Source organism: Streptomyces sp. NPDC033178 (assembly GCF_055577685.1).
In genome coordinates, this window is the sequence record NZ_JBVIPT010000019.1 from 225,736 (window position 1) to 245,169 (window position 19,434).

General features: G+C 70.2%; 10 protein-coding genes. 9 read left to right on the forward strand and 1 reads right to left on the reverse strand.

Features of this window, described 5'->3' with window-relative positions; genetic code table 11:
- Positions 1-70 precede the first annotated feature (70 nt).
- Complete coding sequence (locus ACZ5VQ_RS38310) at positions 71-1,222, reverse strand: YihY/virulence factor BrkB family protein (protein WP_469109010.1); 1,152 nt, start codon at positions 1,220-1,222, stop codon at positions 71-73.
- A gap of 801 nt (positions 1,223-2,023) precedes the next feature.
- On the opposite strand from ACZ5VQ_RS38310, the gene ACZ5VQ_RS38315 reads away from it, so the two are divergent.
- The 9 genes from ACZ5VQ_RS38315 (at position 2,024) to ACZ5VQ_RS38355 (ending at position 19,315) form a co-directional block, all read left to right on the forward strand.
- A complete protein-coding gene (locus ACZ5VQ_RS38315) occupies positions 2,024-4,519 on the forward strand; it encodes a Pls/PosA family non-ribosomal peptide synthetase (RefSeq protein WP_469109011.1) in 2,496 nt (831 codons plus the stop codon).
- A 102-nt stretch (positions 4,520-4,621) separates the two neighbouring features.
- Positions 4,622-6,973, forward strand: coding sequence for a non-ribosomal peptide synthetase (locus ACZ5VQ_RS38320; RefSeq protein WP_469109012.1), 2,352 nt, complete (start codon positions 4,622-4,624; stop codon positions 6,971-6,973).
- 120 nt (positions 6,974-7,093) lie between these two features.
- Complete coding sequence (locus tag ACZ5VQ_RS38325; protein WP_469109013.1) at positions 7,094-8,098, forward strand: TauD/TfdA family dioxygenase; 1,005 nt, start codon at positions 7,094-7,096, stop codon at positions 8,096-8,098.
- Entirely contained in the window at positions 8,095-9,165 is a 1,071-nt protein-coding gene (gene sbnB / locus ACZ5VQ_RS38330; RefSeq protein WP_469109014.1) for a 2,3-diaminopropionate biosynthesis protein SbnB, read from the forward strand. The genes ACZ5VQ_RS38325 and sbnB overlap by 4 nt, the downstream gene beginning before the upstream one ends.
- A 62-nt stretch (positions 9,166-9,227) precedes the next feature.
- Positions 9,228-10,217, forward strand: a complete 990-nt coding sequence (gene sbnA / locus ACZ5VQ_RS38335; protein ID WP_469109015.1) for a 2,3-diaminopropionate biosynthesis protein SbnA — start codon at positions 9,228-9,230, stop codon at positions 10,215-10,217.
- Between the two features lie 85 nt (positions 10,218-10,302).
- Positions 10,303-11,937, forward strand: coding sequence for an acyl-CoA dehydrogenase family protein (locus ACZ5VQ_RS38340; RefSeq protein ID WP_469109016.1), 1,635 nt, complete (start codon positions 10,303-10,305; stop codon positions 11,935-11,937).
- Positions 11,938-12,274: 337 nt separating this feature from the next.
- Positions 12,275-13,549: a helix-turn-helix domain-containing protein gene (locus ACZ5VQ_RS38345; protein ID WP_469109029.1), complete on the forward strand. Its 1,275-nt coding sequence runs from the start codon at positions 12,275-12,277 to the stop codon at positions 13,547-13,549.
- A 71-nt stretch (positions 13,550-13,620) separates the two neighbouring features.
- Positions 13,621-17,574: a wHTH domain-containing protein gene (locus tag ACZ5VQ_RS38350; protein ID WP_469109017.1), complete on the forward strand. Its 3,954-nt coding sequence runs from the start codon at positions 13,621-13,623 to the stop codon at positions 17,572-17,574.
- 337 nt (positions 17,575-17,911) lie between these two features.
- Complete coding sequence (locus ACZ5VQ_RS38355; protein ID WP_469109018.1) at positions 17,912-19,315, forward strand: hypothetical protein; 1,404 nt, start codon at positions 17,912-17,914, stop codon at positions 19,313-19,315.
- Positions 19,316-19,434: the final 119 nt, after the last annotated feature.

Sequence of the window (19,434 nt, forward strand, 5' to 3'; positions counted from 1 at the left end):
CCCCGAAAGTTTCCGGAGCGCGTCCTGGCGCCCCCGTCGCGATCACTGCGGCGGGGGCGTCTCGTCACGGTCACTGCGGCGGGGGCGTCTCGTCGCCGTTCTTGGGGGTGGTCTTCGCGTGGGTGCGCAGCCGGGAGGTCACGTCCTCCGGGGGCAGGAAGCGGGACCAGCGCTCCGGGAACTCGGAGGGCATGTCCGGGTCGTCCGGGTCGTCGGTGAGGTGGGCCCTCGCCGCGGCCGCGCGGGCGACGAGGTCGGCGGCCTGCGCGGCACGCAGCCGCTCGTTGACGGCTCGTGCGGCAGCGGTGGCCGCGGCCGGCCAGACCCGGTCGATGGCCGCGTTGACGGCGGCGCCGACGAGGACCGCGAAGGCGGAGACACCGATCCACAGCAGCACGGCGACGGGCGCGGCCAGGGAGCCGTAGATGCTGGGGCCCTCGACCGTGTTGGTCAGGTAGATGCGCAGCAGGAAGCTGCCAAGGACCCACATGGCGAGGGCCACCAGGGCGCCCGGCACGTCCTCGACCCAGGGCGATCGCACCGGTACCGACACGTGGTACAGCGTCGTCAGGAAGGCGATGGACAGCACGATGACGACGGGCCAGTACAAACCCTGTACGACGTTCTCCGACCAGGGGACGACGTCCACCACGGCGTCCGGGCCCGCGACGACCAGCGGCAGCACGATGGAACCGATGAGCAGCGCCGCGAGGAACAGCGCGAAGGCCACGAGCCGGGTCTTGACGATGCCGCGCACGCCGTCGAGGCCGTACATCACGGTGATGGTGTCGATGAAGACGTTCACCGCGCGCGAGCCCGACCACAGGGCGAACAGGAAGCCGAGGGAGATGACGTCGGGGCGGCCACCCTCCATGACGTCGTGGAGGACGGGCTCGGCGATCTGTGTGACGCCCTTGTCGGTGAGGATCGTGCGGGACGCCTCCAGGAGGTTGGTCTCGACGCTGGCGATGGTGTCGGCGCCGGTCCAGTCGTCGACGTAGACCAGCAGGCCGAGCATGCTGAGCAGCAGCGGCGGCACGGAGAGCAGCGTGAAGAACGCCGCCTCCGCCGCGAGTCCAAGGATCCGGTACTCGATGCACGAGTTGACGGTGTCCTTGATCAGCAGCCAGGCGGTCCTGCGCTTGGAGACGTTCCGATAGAGGGCACGGGCCCGATGGAGACGGCCGGACGCGCTCTGAGGGGGTTCACTTGCTGGCTGCACGCCCTAAAGGTATCCGCCGTGCGAGGTCGCACTCATCCCGCGGTACCACGACCGGGTCCGACGTGCCCGGCGGCACGCCTCCGCCCCTCCCGGTTCCGTCATACGAAAGAAAAGCGGCAGCAACCCGACAGAAATCGTAAAGGAAAATCGAACCGGCTTTCTGTCATGACCACGTTGGCCGAATTAGTCGCCCTCCAGAAACGGAAGGCGCGAGCGCATATACGCCATCCATAAAGTGAGTTCCCCGGTGGCGCGTACGGAGCGGGCGGTTCAGGGGTGTAATCGATGAAGGTTCGAACGGCGAGAAAGCGCCATAGGCCGAAACGCCCTTGACCCGTTCATGAGCACACAGAAACAATTCGGATTGCATTCCGCTGGGCACGTGGGGACGGCTCAGTGCACCACGACACGGGGGACTCAGAAAGGCCTGGACCAGGGCCCGACACAGCCGCGTTACCCGTGATCCGCGTGGGAACCACGCGGATCATGCCGTGCTGCTCTGCACCTTTTCACGCGGCCACTCCAGACACTCGGCGAACTCGGCGAACAATCTCCTCCCGTCTGCCATCTCATTTCCATTGAGCACAATTCTTCCTTCCGGCCCGAGCCTTCCTTCCGGAACAACTCTTTCTTCCGGCACACCGGAATCGCATTGGAATCACCCTGGTTCACCCACGCCTCAGGCATAGCCAATTCGGCTGCCCGATGAAACTGCGGGCGTGATTCCTTCGTATTCCCATCCGGAGGACCAATCACTCCGAACAGTCAACAAGTAGCAATAATCATCAGCAAGGAGATCAAGTGGTGGTAAATCCGGGTGAGATCACGACCGCCGCTCCGGCCGGCTCCCTGACCACCCACGCCCCGGCGAACGGCACCGAACACGCCCTCGCGGAGGTGCTCGCCGGTGTCGTACGCGTCGAGCAGGTGCCCGTCGACAGCCACTTCTTCGACGACCTCGGGGCCAACTCCCTGGTGATGGCCCACTTCTGCGCCCGGGTCAGGAAGCACCCCGACCTGCCGGCCGTGTCGATGCGGGACGTCTACGGCCACCCGACGATCCGGGGCCTGGCGGCGGCGCTCGCCGAGGTCCCGGACGAGCCGCCGGCGCCCGCGCCCGAACCGGCCGAGCCTCCCCCGCCGGGCAGCACCGCGCGGTATGTCCTGTGCGGAGCACTCCAGTTCCTGGTCTTCGCGGCGTACTGCCTGCTCTCCGGGCTCGTCACCGCCCAGGGGTACGACTGGGTCTCGGCCGGCGAGGGCGTGGTGGACGTCTACCTGCGGTCGGCCCTCTTCGGCGGTGCCGTCTTCGTCGGGGTGTGCGCGCTGCCGGTGGTGGCCAAGTGGGTGCTGGTCGGCCGCTGGAAGGAGACCGAGTTCCCCGTCTGGAGCCTCGCCTATCTGCGCTTCTGGACCGTCAAGGCACTGCTGCACGCCAACCCGATGGTCCTGTTCGCCGGAAACCCGCTCTACGTGCTCTATCTGCGGGCGCTCGGGGCGAAGATCGGCAAGGGCGTCACGATCCTCTCCCACTCGGTCCCGGTCTGCACCGACCTGTTCACCGTCGGCGCGGGCACCGTGATCCGCAAGGACTCGTACTTCCTCTGCTACCAGGCGCACGCCGGACGGATACGCACCGGCCCGGTCACCCTGGGCCGGGACGTCTTCGTCGGGGAGAAGACCGTCCTCGACATCGGCACCTCCATGGGCGACGGCTCCCAGCTCGGCCACTCGTCCGCGCTGTACGGCGGCGCATCGGTGCCGGACGGGCAGCACTGGCACGGCTCGCCCGCCCAGCGCACAGAAGTCGACTACGTACGGGTGGCGCCCGCCGACTGCGGCACCGCGCGGCGGGTGGGCTACGGCCTGGCCACCGTGCTGCAGACGCTGTTCCTCTACGTGCCGCTCCTCGTCGGGGGTACGTACATGCTGCTCACGGTGGCGCCCTCGCTGGAGGTGCTGCTCGACCGGGAGACGCAGCACATCACGTCGGCGCGGTTCTACGCCGAGGCCCTCGGTCTGTCGCTCGCGCTCTTCGTGGGCTTCATCCTGATCGGCTTCGCCACCGTGTCCGTAGTGCCGCGGCTGCTGAACCTGGTCCTCGAACCGGACCGGGTCTATCCGCTCTACGGCTTCCACTACTCGGTGCAGCGTGCCGTCGCACGCCTGACCAACGTCAAGTTCTTCAAGTGGCTGTGCGGGGACAGCTCGTACATCGTCCACTACCTGCGGGCCCTCGGATACGACCTCTCGCACGTCGAGCAGACCGGCTCCAACTTCGGTACGGAGGTGGGGCACGAGACGCCGTACCTGGCCACCGTCGGCAGCGGCACGATGGTCGCCGACGGGCTGTCGATCATGAACGCCGAGTTCTCCGGCACGTCGTTCCGCGTCTCGCAGACGTCGATCGGGGCGCACAACTTCCTCGGGAACCACATCGCCTACCCCGCCGGGGGCCGCACGGGCGAGAACTGCCTGCTCGCGACGAAGGTGATGGTCCCGCTCGACGGCGAGATACGTGAAGGGGTCGGCCTGCTGGGCTCGCCGCCCTTCGAGATCCCGAGGACCGTGGAGCGCGACACCCGCTTCGACCACCTCCGCGAGGGCGACGAACTGCGCCGCCGCCTGGCCGCGAAGAACGGGCACAACCTGCGCACCATGGGCCTGTTCCTGTTCATCCGGTGGTTCGACTGGTTCGCCCTCACGGTCCTCGGCTTCGCCGCCTTCGACCTGTACGGGGAACTCGGCACAGCGGGCGGTCTGCTGATCGGCGCGTCCCTGATCGTCGGCCTCGCGTTCACCACCGGCTACTACGTGCTGGTGGAGCGGCTGCTCTGCCGGTTCCGTCCGCTGGAGCCCCGGCTGCACTCCATCTACGACCCGCTCTTCTGGCGTCACGAGCGGCTGTGGAAGATCCCCGACACGCACATCGCCGTCTTCAACGGCACCCCGTTCAAGAACCTGCTCTGGCGGCTGCTCGGGGTCCGTATCGGCCGCAGGGTCTTCGACGACGGGGCCTACATCACCGAGCGGACGCTCACCGCCATCGGGAGCGACAGCACGCTCGGCGCGCACAGCAAGGTGCAGTCGCACTCGCAGGAGGACGGCACCTTCAAGTCCGACCACATCGAGATCGGCGACGGCGTGACGCTCGGCGTCGGCGCGCTCGTCCACTACGGGGCGTCGATGGGCGACGGAGCCGTACTCGCCGCCGACTCCTTCCTGATGAAGGGCGAGGAAGTACCGGCGGGGGCCCACTGGGGCGGGAACCCGGCGGTCGCCCAGCGGCACGCCTGACGGCTCCGCGACACGGACGAGCTCCGCGCCCCGGACAGGCTCCGCGACACGGACAAGATCCGCGGCACAGAACAAGTAAGGACAACAGGGGGAAGCAGGACCATGGAAACGATCCCGAAGTGGACGCTCGACCCGGTGCCCGGCACCGCGGAGTACGAAGTCCCGCTGCCCGACGGGCTGTCGCGGGAACCCCGCGCTCTCCTGGCCGCACACGCACGGGTCCTCGCCGCACTGTCCGGCGAGCGCGAGGTGACGGTCGGATACGTGGCGGCGAAGGGCGAGCGGCCGAGGCTGTGCTCGCTGACCGTCGGCACCGGCTCCTGGCACGACCTGCTGGACCACATACGCGAGGCCGAGGCGGACCTGGCCGCGCGGGGGGCGGGAGACGAGCCTGCGGCCTTCGAGACGGTGCTCGATCCGCACGGCGGCCGGGGCCCCGAGGACACCGTGCTGCACGTGGCGTTCGAGGACCACACCTTGCGCCTGCGCTACCGCACCGACGTCCTCGACGCGGACGCCGCCGCCCGGATCGCCGGCTACCACCTCACCGCGCTCACCCACCTCACCGCCGACCCGGACGCCGAACCCGGCCGACGGAGTCTGCTGTCCGACGACGAACTCCGCTTCCAGCTCGACGGGTTGGCGGGACCGCACCGCGAGCTGCCGGACCGCCGGGTCCACGAGCTGTTCGAGGAAAGGGCGTTGGCCCACCCCGACGCCGTAGCAGCCGTGCAGGGCGACCAGCGGTGGACGTACCAGGAGCTCAACTCCCGGGCGAACCGGCTCGGTCGGGCCCTGCTGACCCGCGGGCTGCGCCCCGAGGAAGTCGTCGCCGTGGTCATGGAACGCGATCTGGACTGGATGGCCGCCGTCCTCGCCGTCCTCAAGGCGGGCGGCGTGTACCTGCCCATCGAGCCGCACTTCCCCGCCGAACGCATCGCGGCGACGCTCCACCGCGCCGGCTGCGCACTCGTCCTGACGGAACACGGCAGCACCACCACACTGGACGAGGCGGACACCGACGCCCGCATCCTGCATGTCGATGCGGCCTACGCGGAGAACCACCCCGACAGCGACCTCGGCATCCCCGTCGCCGCCGGCCAACTCGCCTACATCTACTTCACGTCCGGCTCCACCGGCGAGCCCAAGGGCGCGATGTGCGAGCACGCCGGCTTCCTCAACCACGTCCACGCCAAGCTCGACGACCTCGGCGTCGGCGAGGGCCAGGTGGTCGCCCAGACCGCGCCCCAGTGCTTCGACATCTCGCTGTGGCAGCTGGTCTCCGCACTCCTGGTCGGCGGCCGGACCCTGCTGGTCGAACAGGAAGTGATCCTGGACGTACCGCGGTTCGTGGACACCATCACCGGGGGCCGGGTCAACGTCCTCCAGGTGGTCCCCTCGTATCTGGAGGCCGTGCTCGCCGAGTTGGAGCAGCGCCCGCGCGAACTGCCGGACCTGCACTGCGTGTCGGTCACCGGGGAGGCGGTGAAGAAGGAACTCGTCGAGCGCTGGTTCGCGGCCGAGCCCGGCATCCGACTGGTCAACGCCTACGGGCTGACCGAGACCTCGGACGACACCAACCACGAGGTCATGGCCCGGGTGCCGGACCAGGACCGGGTCCCGCTCGGGCGGCCGGTCGCCAACGTGCGGGTGTACGTCGTCGACGAGGACCTGTCGCCCGTACCACTCGGGGCGCCCGGCGAGATCGTCTTCTCCGGGGTCTGTGTCGGGCGCGGGTACGTCAACGACCCGGAGCGGACGAGGGCCGCGTTCACCACCGACCCGTACCGCCCGGGTGAGCGGCTCTACCGCAGCGGTGACCACGGCCGCTGGCTGCCCGACGGGAAGCTGGAGTTCCTCGGCCGCCGGGACAACCAGGTCAAGATCCGTGGCTTCCGTATCGAGATCGGCGAGATCGAGAACGCGCTGCTGCGGGTGCCCGGGGTCCGGGACGGCGCCGTGGTGGTCGTGGGCGGCACGCGGCTGGTGGCGTTCTGCGCCGGGTCCGACGCGCCCGGCTCCGGATCCGAGCGGCTCGGCGCGGGAGCCGTGCGGGAGCGGCTGGCCGTGTCCCTGCCCGCGTACATGGTCCCCTCGGGCGTCCACTGGCGGGAGAGCCTGCCGCTGACCGCCAACGGCAAGACCGACCGGAAGACGCTGACCAGGCTCGCCGGTGAGCTCGACTCCGCCGGGAACGGTTCGGGCGAAGGCCCTGGCACGCACGCGCCCGGCACCGCGAGCGAGCGCCGGGTGGCGGCGGCCTGGGCCCAGGTGCTCGGCATCCCCGGCGACCGGATCGGCCGCCGGGACCACTTCTTCGACCGCGGCGGCACCTCGCTCGCGGCGGTGAAGCTCGCGATCGCCCTCGACCGGGCGATCACCCTCAAGGACGTCACCCGCCATCCGGTCCTCGCGGACCTGGCGGGGCTCCTGGACACCCCCGCCCCCTCCTGAACCACGGCGGACCACGCCGACCACACGGAAGAGACGAGACCGAAGGCACCGACGACACCCATGACCGGAACACCGCACACCCGCACGACCGAACACCGCAAGGCCGAAAGGAAGCACCTGATGTCGTCTTCATCTCCGACGTTGCTACCGGACGTCGACCTGCGTCCCGGCAGCCCTCCGATCCTGCGCGCCGACGCCGCGGGCGACACGGCGCTCTGGGCGGCCGAACACCGCGACGCGCTGCGGGCCGTCGTCGCCGAGCACGGCAGCCTGCTGGTCCGCGGCCTGGGGTTGCGCGACCCGGACACGACCGCGGCCGTCTTCCGCCGGCTGGCCACCGGCCTGATGCCCGACCGCGAGTCCTTCGCACCCCGGCGGACCTACGAGGACGGTGTGTACTCCTCGTCCAAATGGCCGCCGAACCAGCAGATGTGCATGCACCACGAGCTCAGCTACGCGCTGGAGTTCCCCGGCCTGATGCTGTACGCCTGCCTCGACGCGCCCGACCAGGGCGGCGCCACCGCCGTCGCCGACGCGCCTGCCGTGCTCGACGCGCTGCCCGCCTCCCTCACCGCACGGTTCGAGCGGGAGGGCTGGCTGCTCACCCGGACGTACAACGACGAGATAGGGGCGACGCTCGCCGAGGCCTTCGGCACCGAGGACCGCGCGGCCGTCGAGCAGTACTGCCGGGCGCACGCCATCGAGTTCGCCTGGCAGGGCGACGGCTCCCTGCGCACCCGGCAGCGCCGCAGCGCCGTGGTCCGCCACCCGGTCACCGGGCGGCGCTGCTGGTTCAACCAGATCGCGTTCCTCAACGAGTGGACCATGGACCCCGAGGTGCGCGAGTACCTGGTGGACGTCTACGGCTCCGACGGGCTCCCCTTCAACACCCGCTACGGCAACGGCGACCCGATCGACGAGGACGTCGTACTGATCATCAACGAGGTGTACGGGGCCCACACCGCACGCGAGCCGTGGCACTCCGGTGACCTGCTGCTCGTCGACAACATCCGCACCGCGCACAGCAGGGAGCCCTTCGAGGGGCCCCGTGAGGTGCTCGCCGCCCTGGGCGACCCGGTCCGGCTGACCGACTGCGCACCGACCATCGAAGTGAGGGCCGCATGACCACCACGGACGAGAACGGCACGACCAGCACGGAACCGGGGACGCTGACGCCTCCCTCGTTCTCCGTCATCTCCGGCGCCCAGGTCCACGAGGCCCTGCACGGGCGGGAGTCCGAGATCGTCGACCTGGTCGAGTCGGTGTACCGGCTGCACGGCGCGGGCGACTCGGTGAACCCTCCGTCGTACTTCCTGCGCTTCCCGGACCGCCCGTCGTCCCGGATCATCGCGCTGCCCGCCTCGATCGGCGGGCCGGTGGGGGTGGACGGCCTGAAATGGGTCTCCAGCTTCCCCGGGAACACGGCGAGCGGACTGCCGCGCGCCTCGGCGGTGCTGATCCTCAACGACCACGACACGGGCTATCCGTTCGCGTGCCTGGAGAGCTCCATCATCAGCGCCACCCGGACGGCGGCCTCCGCGGCCCTCGCGGCCGACCGGCTCAGCCGCGACCGCGCCCGGCCCACCCGGGTCGGGTTCGTCGGGACGGGTCTGATCGCCCGCTACATCCACACCCATCTGGCCGCCACCGGCTGGTCGTTCGAGGAAACCGGGGTGTACGACCTGTCCGCGGACAGCGCGGCCGGCTTCAGCGGCTACCTGGAACGGTCGGGCGCCAAGGGCCGGATCACCGTGCACGACAGTGCCGAGTCGCTGGTCCGCTCCAGTGACCTGCTGGTCTTCGCCACCGTCGCGGCGAAGCCGCACATCCACGACCCGGCATGGTTCTCCCACGCCCCACTGGTGCTGCATGTGTCGCTGCGCGACCTGGCGCCCGAGGTCCTGCTCGACTCGGCCAACTTCGTGGACGACGTCGAGCACTGCCTCAAGGCGGACACCTCACCGCACCTGGCCGAACAGCTCACCGGCGGCCGCGAGTTCCTCGACGGCACGCTGGACGACGTGCTCTGTGGGCGGGTGACCGTACCGGCGGACCGGACGGTGGTGTTCTCGCCCTTCGGCCTCGGGGTCCTCGACCTCGCGGTCGGCAAGTTCGTCCACGACGAGGTGGCCCGAAGGGGCGAGCCGCACGTCGTCGACGGCTTCTTCCACGAACTGCGCCGGTACGGCTGACCGGCGGGCACCGCGCCACGCGGGGAGCGCAGCGCGGTGCCGCATGAAAGAGGGGGGACATCATGCCCGTCATATCCGAGCCCACACAGTTCAACGAGGACGACCTCTACGTCGACCTGCGGGCGGCACTGGGGCTGCCGCTCTTCCTGAAGTGCGAGGGGTTCAACTTCGCCGGGTCGGTCAAACTGAAGGCCGCGACCGAGATGGTCAACGCGGCCGAGCGCGAGGGCACCCTGCGACCGGGGTCCGTCATGGTCGAGTCGTCGTCCGGGAACCTCGGCGTGGCGCTGAGCATGATCGCGGCGAGCCGTGGTTACGGGTTCCTGTGCGTGACCGACTCGCGCTGCAATCCGGCGACCCGGCGGATGATGGAGGCGCTGGGGAGCGTCGTCCACGTGATCGACGAGCCCGATCTGCACGGCGGCTTCCTGGGCGCGCGGATCGCGTACGTGAGCGCGGTGTGCGCCTCGGACGACCGGTACGTCTGGCTCAACCAGTACGCCAACGAGGGCAACTGGCGCGTGCACTACCGCACCACGGCACCGGCCATCGCCCGCCGTTTCCCGCACCTGGACGTGCTGTTCGTGGGAGCCGGCACCACCGGCACCCTGATGGGCTGCGCGCGCTGGTTCTGGCAGCAGCGGCGCCGGGTGCGGATCGTGGCCGTGGACACCGTCGGCTCGGTGACCTTCGGGGGGCCGCCCGCTCCCCGGATGATCCCCGGTCTGGGCATGGCCGTCCGTCCGCCGCTGCTCGACGAGTCCTACGTGGACGACGTGGTGCACGTCCCGGAGCCGGACACGCTGCGTGCCTGCCGCCGGCTGGCCGCCCGGGGCTTCCTGTTCGGCGGCTCCACCGGCACGGTGGTCAGCGGCGCGTCCGACTGGCTGGCCCGCCACGGGCGGCGCAACCTCACGGCGGTGGCGATCGCCCCGGACCTCGGCGAGCGCTACCTCGACACGGTCCACCGCCCCGGCTGGGGGGTGAACATCCACGGCGAGGACACACTCGGCGGCTCCGGCGAACTGGCCGCCCTGTCGCATCCCGCCTGACCTGTACGGCGGGCGACAAGGGGACGCGGCCCGGTGCGGCGGGAGTTTGGTGACGACCGCCGTACCGAGGGGTAGGTTCCCAGACATGGCAGCCAGCACCCACACCGTGACCAACCAGGCTCCGCCGCTGGTCTCGTACGACGTCTTCAACGCCGACCGCGCCCTCGTCGGGGCGGTCGAGCGGCACCTCGACCCACAGCTGCTCGACGAGGCGCGCGGCGATCTGTCGGCCCTCGGGCGGACCTCGGGATCGGCGCAGGTCCAGGCGTGGGGGGCGCTGGCGAACGAGAACCCGCCGAAGCTGCGCACCCACGACCGCTACGGCAACCGGGTCGACGAGGTCGAGTTCCATCCGTCCTGGCACCGGCTGCTCGGCAAGGGTGTCTCGGCGGGCCTGACGGCGGCGTGGTCACAGCCCGGCGGGCATGTGCGGCGCGCGGCCGCCTTCGTGGTCTGGACGCAGGCCGAGGCGGGGAACGGCTGTCCGCTGTCGATGACGCACGCGGCGGTGCCCGCGCTGCGCACCGACCCGGCGCTCGCCGCGGAGTGGGAGCCCCGGCTCACGTCCATGGTCTACGACCAGGATCTGCGGCCCGCGGAGCAGAAGGCCGGTGTGCTCTTCGGGATGGGCATGACGGAGAAGCAGGGCGGCAGCGACGTACGCGCCAACACGACGGAGGCGCGGCCGCTGGCCGAGGACGGGACGTACGAGCTGACCGGCCACAAGTGGTTCTGCTCGGCGCCGATGTCGGACGGTTTCCTGGTGCTGGCGCAGGCTCCCGGCGGGCTGACGTGTTTCCTGGTGCCGCGGGTCCTCGGGGACGGCACACGGAACGTGTTCCGCATCCAGCGGCTCAAGGACAAGCTGGGCAACCGGTCGAACGCGTCGGCCGAGGTCGAGTTCGACGGCACGTGGGCACGCCGGGTCGGCGACGAGGGCCGCGGGGTGCGCACCATCATCGGGATGGTCGCGGCGACCCGGCTGGACTGTGTGCTCGGCTCGGCGGGTCTGATGCGGCAGGCCGTCTCGCAGGCCGTCCACCACTCCACGTACCGCGAGGCGTTCGGCGGCAGGCTGATCGACAAGCCGCTGATGCGGAACGTCCTCGCGGACCTGGCCCTGGAGTCGGAGGCCGCGACGACGCTCGGGCTGCGCCTCGCGGCCGCGTACGACGACGGGGGCGAGCAGGAGCGGGCGTTCCTGCGGATCGCGGTACCGGCGGCGAAGTACTGGGTGACGAAGCGCTGCACGCCGGTCGCGGTCGAGGCCCTGGAGTGCCTCGGCGGCAATGGATACGTGGAGGAGTCGGGCATGCCGCGGCTGCTGCGCGAGTCGCCGCTCAACTCCGTCTGGGAGGGCGCGGGCAACGTCCAGGCGCTGGATGTCCTGCGCGCCCTGCAACGCGAACCGGCGGCCCTCAACGCCTACCTCCAGGAGGTCGGCAAGGCCCGCGGCGCCGACCACCGGCTGGACGGCGCCATCAAGAACCTGCTCACCGAACTCGCCGACCTGGACGGCATCGAGGGACGCGCCCGGCGACTCGTCGAGCGGATCGCCGTGGTCCTCCAGGGCTCGCTGCTGGTCCGGTTCGCGCCATCGGAGGTCGCCGACGCGTTCTGCGCCTCACGCCTCGGCGGGGACTGGGGAGCGTCGTTCGGGACCCTGCCGCACACCCTGGACCTCGGCTCGGTCGTGGAGCGGGCGCGGCCCGTTTCCTGAGCCGCCGTCAACAGACGTACGGAGCACGGGGGTGGTGCTGCGCCGACACGGCACCACCCCCGTTCCATGGCCCCGGTGAGCGGAGCACGCACACCGCACGAGGCGGCGTTGCGCCAATTTTTGGACACGCGGGGGAAGTTCACCAGGGTTGCAGGGGGTTGCAACCTCTCCGCACCCTGCGCGAAATCTCCGCTCCGCGTCCGGACTGTCGCCCTCCGCGACGGACAGACGGCACTATGAGACGTGCAGTCAGTACGGGTTTCGGGTCCCATGGCCGGGCGGCCGGGACCGGTTGCCCGCTCAGGCTCTCCGGGAGGACCCAGTGGTGTACTCGCCGATGGACGTGACGCGGCTCGCCGCGGTGGACGCAGCGCAGGCGGCACGGGTGCTCGACGAGGTGCGCAACGCGACCCTGGCCGGAGAGCGCGCCCGGCTCGACCCGCGGCCGGTCATCGGGGAGTCCTGGGGGCGGATGCTGCGCTCCGGCGTCGACCCCGACCACGACTTCCGGGCCGGGGTGCTCGGTCCCGACGAGATCGAGCGGCGCCGGCGCGACTCCCCGCTGCGGCACGTCCTTCCGGTCCTGCGGCAGGGGCTGCTGTCGGTCGCGGACATCACCCACCACATCATGGTCGTGGCGGACGCGCAGGGCCGGGTGCTGTGGCGCGAGGGCAGCCGGTCGGTGCTGCGCAAGGCCGACGGGTTCGGCTTCGAGATCGGCGCGGACTGGGGCGAGGAGGTCGTCGGCACGAACGGTGTGGGCACGCCCGCCGTCGTCCGCCGCCCCGTCCAGGTCTTCGCCGCCGAGCACTTCGTACGCACGCACGCCACCTGGACCTGCACGGGCGCGCCGATCACCGACCCGCGCGACGGCCGGCTGATCGGGGTCGTGGACATCAGCGGGCCCTGGGAGACCATGCACCCGGCGACGCTCGCCTGGGTCGACTCGGTGGCCAAGCTCGCCGAGGCGCGGCTGCGGGAGCGGCATCTGACCGCGCTGGACCGGCTGCGCGCGGTGGCCGCTCCGGTCCTCGCCCGGGTCACCGGCCGCGCGCTCGCCGTCGACAAGGACGGCTGGACCGCCGCGATCACCGGCATGCCGTACGTGGACAGGCTCGCGCTGCCCAGGACGATCGGCGCCGACGGGATCTGGCTGCCCACGCTCGGCCCGTGCTCGGTGGAACCGCTGCCCGGCGGCTGGCTGGTGCGTGCCTCGGACGAGGAGCCCGCGCCGCGCGGCGCCACCCGGATCGCCCTCGACCTGTCGCAGCCGCGCCGCTGGTCGGTGACCGTGGCGGGCGTCACCGGCACCTGGACCCACGAACTGAGCCCGCGCCACGCGGAGTTGCTCTGCCTCCTGGCCCTGCACCGCACCGGCCTCAGCGCCGCGGCCCTGGCCGACGACCTGTTCGGCGACCCCGCCCGCACGGTGACCGTACGAGCCGAGATGTCGCGCGTACGCCGATATCTGGGGGCGGTCCTGGACCACCGGCCGTATCGTTTCTGCGAAGCGGCGGAGGTCCAACTACTCATGCCGGACGACCCGTTGGACCTGCTTCCGCACTCGACGGCTCCCGGGGTGTTGAAAGCTCGGGTGGCGCGACAGCGCTGAAAGGAACCGCCCGGGCATGCGTCCGCGCCTCTTACGCTGTCCTTCTCTGGAGGGTCGGAGGGCACAGCGACATGCAACAACCCAACAGCCACAACGTGGTGGGCGACTGCACAGTGGCGGGTTCGGTCGTGCAGATCGGGTCGGTCGATCGACTGATGATTCAGCAGGCCACGTCGGCAGAACAGTCCGCGTCGGCCGCCGAGGACGGCTGGGCGGCACACGCGCGCGGTTCGAGCGTCTGGGAGCATGTTCCAGAGAACCGTGATACTGCCCGGTACCGGGAACTGGCCGCGTCCACGGCCGCACGCCTCGCCGTCCTTCGCGACGAGGCAGAGCCGACTGTGGCCGAAGACCCCTGGCAGGAGCCAGGGTTCGCGCCCCGGTTCGCCGAACGCATCGAGTGGCTGCTCGGCGAGCCCGGCCACGGCACGGCTCTCGACCTGTATCCGGCCGAGGCCGCACTGCTCGTACTCACCCCGTACCTGTACCGCGTCCATGCCTTGCAGACCGCCGTGCGGCGACTGGACGTACGGCCTTGGACACTGGAACCCGTGGCGGACGCCGGCGGGTCGGAGCGGAACTCGTTCGAGGCGTTCGCCCACGAGCACAGTCTCCTGGTACAACGCGCGCTGCTGCGTCGGGAGTCGGAGAACCCGATCGGCTGGTGGCTGTTCCACCGTTGGCTGGTGCAGCAGGACGCGTACGGAGACGACGGCTCGGTGGTGCAGCTGCTGCGGGCCATCGGTGAACCCGCCGACGCGTTGGGCGACGCACTCGACGCGACCCGTGTGAGCAGGCTGCTGCACGGGCTCCGGCGAGGTCCCGACGTCTGCAACCCCGAGTACCTGGACGTGCTCCCCGTGGACGATCGGCTGCGCGGGCCCGGCCATCAGCGAGTCCGCGACCAGCGACTCGTGCTCGTGACCGCCCTGGCCTACGCGGTGTCCGTCGAGATGACGGCGCTGCCCGACATCGTGGCCGAGCACCTGGGCATCCCGCACCCGGTCGACCTGTCCCGGCTGCGGAGCACTCTGGAGAAGTCGAGCTGGGGCGGAGCGCCCGATCTGCCGGTGCTTCGGGCGTACTGTGCGCACGAGGCGGTCATCGAGGGCCTGCGGGCCCACACGGCGCGGGCCGACGAACTGCTGCACACCGTCAGCCGCACAGTCCGGGACCGGATCAACCAGCCGATGCCCGCGCTCCCCAGCCGGCTGTCCTGCGACGGTGTACGGCCCTCGGACGGCGCCTTCACCGCCTGGGCCGGCTTCCGCCTCGACGAAAGGCGTATCCGGGACCTGCTGATGGGGGTCCAGCTATACAAGGACCGCGACCTGGCGGTGCGCGAGCTGTACCAGAACGCGCTCGACGCCTGCCGCTACCGGCGGGCCCGCACCGAGTACCTCGACCGCTCCGACTCGGCCGCCTCGTACACGTATGAGGGCCGCGTCTCCTTCGACCAGGACACCGACGACGAGGGCCGCGCGTACCTGGAGTGCCACGACAACGGCATCGGCATGGGTGAAGCGGAACTCCGCGGCGTCTTCTCCAATGCGGGCGCCCGGTTCGCCGAGCAGCCGGACTTCAAGGAGGAACGCGCGGCCTGGGGCCGACTCGACCCACCGGTGGCCTTCCATCCCAACAGCCGTTTCGGTATCGGCGTACTCAGCTACTTCATGCTGGCCGACGAGATCCGAGTGACCACCTGCCGGATGGGTCCGACGGGTACACCGGGTCCGGTTCTCGAGGTGTCGATCTTCGGGCCAGGGCACCTGTTCCGGATTGTGCGGGTGGCGGAGCGGGGGGACGAGCCGGGCACCGTCGTCCGGATCTACCTGCGGCGGGGTGAGGAGCGGTCCGAGGAGGAAGGCTCGGCCTGGTCCTGTACCGATGTTCTGAGCCGGCTGCTGGGGATCGCGGAGTTCCCGACGGTGGCACGGCACGGAAGCGATGTCCTCCACTGGACGCCTGGGGAGCTGAGCGGCCGTACGCGGCCCGACGGAGAACTGTTCGGTCTCGACGCTGCCGGCGTCCAAGTGCCCTGGCCGGACGCGCCCGCGGGGGCGCAGGTGATCTGGTGCGGGCACGGCGGCGGTCTGCTGGTCGATGGCCTGGTGGTCCAGCCGGCGGCACGCGGTGATGTGCTGTCGTCGCAGCCGTCCGGACTGACCGGCGTCGTCGTCAACCTGTCGGGGGCTTTCTCGCCCGAGCGGCTGTCGGCGGACCGGTCCCAGGTGCTCGACGACCTGCGCCACACCGTCCGAGAGCTGCTGACCGGCGCGTTGGAGTGCCTCGTGTCGGACGGCGCATCGATCCTGGACTTTCCTTGGTTGTGCGATGTCGCCCACGGCAGCATGGCAACGGCCGACCTGATCGCGAAGAAGTGCATTTCGACAGGCCATCGGCTCCGCGGTGGCAAATCGTTCTTCGACACCGCCCGTACGGGGTTCCTGCCCATGGATGCCCACCTCATCCGGAGGGACCTGGTCCCCTACTCGTCACAGCAGCCCAATCCGTTGCTGAAGGACACGTCCGTGGTGCCCGATCATGTCTTCCTGTGGCGGCTACTGGCCCACCGACCGCACCAGACGGTGAACCAGCTCGCCGAGCTGTGCCCGGAAATCACGGTCGTGGCCTCCGTGTTGCCCGCCCTGCCCTCCGACCACCACCTGCTGGCCATGGGACTGAGGATGGACGACTACGCCCAGGACAGACACGAGCGACTCACGGCAGCGGCTCTGACCCTCGGGACGACGCCTCGCGAAGTCGCTCTGCGTTCGGCCCGGTTGGGCCTGCACGACCTGCCGTCGGAGGCGTTCCCCGACGTCCCGGTGTCCCCTGGAACCGTCAAGAAGCTCGTCCGGAACGCACAACGTGAGACCGCCGCGCGCAGAAAGACCGTCACGGTGTCCTCACTGGTGCGTGAGGCGGCGAAAACCGGGGCCACGGTCGGCGATACGGCAGACCTGTGGCGTGAGCGGGGCGTCGTGGTACCGGACGAGGTGTACGTGACTGCCGCGGCTGTCGAGAGGGACGAGGTGCTGCTCGCCCACCTGAGCCAGGACAGAGTGTCCTGGCTCGTGCCGGGTACCCCGGTCCACCGCGCGGACATAGTTTCCACGGCCTTGGAGCTCGGTATCACGGTTCCCGATCTCTGTGACCGCCTCGTGCGATGCGGTCTGGAGGCGGACGGAACGCATCTGCCGACGGAGCCGACGGAGGAGTTGGCCGCATTGTTGCGCGAGGCACTCGGCTATCTGGGACATGACGTCGAACCGGGGTTGTCTCACACCGAACCGGTCCCTCCCCTGCACGTTCTACTCGCCGCCGAGGAATTGCAGCTCACTCCCGCCGAGGCCGTCGAGTGGTACGAGCAGCTCGGGTTCCTTCCGCCGAAGCCGTTTCCCGACGAGATCGAGCCGACGGACGAGCGTCTACTGACCGACCACTCCGACGACTACAGCGGCATCGAGGCGCCTCTGCGACAGGGCGGCCCCGTCAACTACACCCACCTGTTGTACACGGCAAGCGAACTGGACATGACAGTGTGGGACGTTGCCGCCCGTCTGCGCGAGTTCGGTCTCGACATCCCGCTCCAGGAACCCCGTTCGTTCTCAGCGTTGGACCCGGAATTGTTCACCGAAGAAGGGCCCCTTTCCTGGTTCGGCGTGACGGCCGCAGAGGGCATGCCCTTCGCCCATGTGCTGGCCGCCGCACGCAGGCTCCTCACCAGCCCGGAGGAGATCGCGGCCCGACTGACCGCACACGGCATCCAGTTGTCGTGTTCGAAACTGCCGGAAGGACTCTCGTACCCGAACGCACTGATGCTTCTCAGCACGAACGAAGAGGACATGCTGCTGTCGGCCGACCAGCACGTCTCCTTCCAGAACCTGCTCTCGCGGGCCCGGTTGATGCACGAGCCGATCGAACGGGTGCACTTCTGGCTGACGGAGCTCGGACTCTCGGTCGACGACCCCGTCGAAGTGATCCGCGCCGCCCTCCCGTTGGTCCCGCTCGCCGACGGATGAGTCCGCGTTGTCGCCCTGGGCGGTTTCCACGGCCTCCCACGGCCAACGCAGCGGACCCCGGGCTTCACGGCGACAAGGGGACCTGCCGCGGCCCGTCCGATCCCGCCCCCGCCCGGGCTGGCCTGGGCGACCGCCGCCGAGCACAAGTGAGCATCCCATGGCGCGAACACCGGCCACAGTCAGCGCTTCGAGAAGCGCGATCCCTACCGAATCCGGCGTATTCGACCGGGCCACCCACCCTCTGACGTACCATCCTTCCCACGGCCCCCCACATCTGCCGCCTCCGGCGCTCAACCGCCGGATCGCAGGAGGCAGTTGGCCGACGACGGGAGGACCTATGACGTACCGAGGCAGACACCGCCGCCGGAACAAGGGGCGTGTCCTGCGGGCCACGCTGTCCGGGACCGCCCTCGCCCTCACCGCCGCCGCCACCATCATCAGCACCTCGCAGGCCGCCGGAAGCGACAATCCCGGCCCGCTGACGTCGATCACCTCCTCCTCCGAGGTCAACAAGCTCCAGCTGCACGAGAACCTGGTCAGCGGCACGACGCTCGACACGCTCCAGAGCGGAATGGGCGGGAACGTCGGGGTCGACGCCGTCCTCAACAGCGCCAACCACCCGATGCGGAACAAGGCCGACTGCGACGCCTCCGAGTCGGCGGCCCTGCCCGTCGAGCCGACCGCCACCCGCGCCTACTGCTGGGACAGCGGGGACGCGACGACACAGAAGTGGCTGCCGCAGTCCGTCACCACCTCCGGGGACGCCGACAACGACGGCAAGTGGGGCCCCGACCGGGTCATCCTCGCGGGCTGGACGCACAACGACCACAAGGCGGGCGAGCCCGCCGACGACAAGGGCCTCGCCCGGGTCGCGTTCATCGACGCGAACGACCCGAAGAACCTCAGGTACCGCTGGGTCCTGCTGGTCGCCCCGCTCTCCGGCGGCAAGGACTTCGGAGCGGTCCGCTCCCACGTCGGCGGCATGGTCTGGTACCAGGACAAGCTGATCGTCACCGCGAAGAACGGCGCCGATCACAACAACGCGCTGTTCGTCTTCGACATGAACCGCATCCTGCAGGCCGACGTCAACAGCACCGAGATCGGCAAGGTGAGCGGCGGCTGGTCGGCACGCGGCTACCAGTACGTGATGCCGGCCATCGGCTCGTACAACCTCACCGGCGGGGCCTGTTCCGCGAGCAACAACAACGCGGTCCCCTGCTTCGGCTCGATCTCCCTGGACCGTACGTCGACACCGGACAGCCTGGTCGCGAACGAGTGGTTCAGCTCGGGCGGCAGCGAACCGGCCCGCGTCTGGCGCTATTACTACAGCACCGCGAGCGACCGCACGGGCCTGCTCGGCAGCAACGCCAGTGGCAACGTGAACGCCGACGAGGCGTACGAGACCGAGGCCGTCGGGCTGCAGGGCGTCCTCTCCCACAAACCGAGCGGCGCGAGCAAGGCCGACTGGTACGCGGGGTACGCGCCGGGCACCCGCGACCGGCACGGCACGCTCTGGCGGCAGAACGAGAGCACCGCCAAGGCCGCGAAGTGCGGGCCCGGCGGGTCGTACGCCTGCTGGGGGCAGCACACCGAGTCCCTGTCGTACTGGCAGGAGACCGGCGAGCTGTGGACCCTCACCGAGTGGGCGGCGAACAAGGACAACGAATGGGAGCTGCCCGCCGTCCCGGAGCGCGTCCTGTACGCGGTCCCGCTGTCGGAGGTCGACGGCTCGGTGGAGTGACCGGCATGCCCCCGGCGGCCTGACCTCGGGTGTCAGCAGCGGGCCCGGGACAGCCGTCAACGTGAGCACCCGTGGAGGCGGGCCCCGCTTTGGAGCGGGGCCCGCCTTCGTGGTTCGCT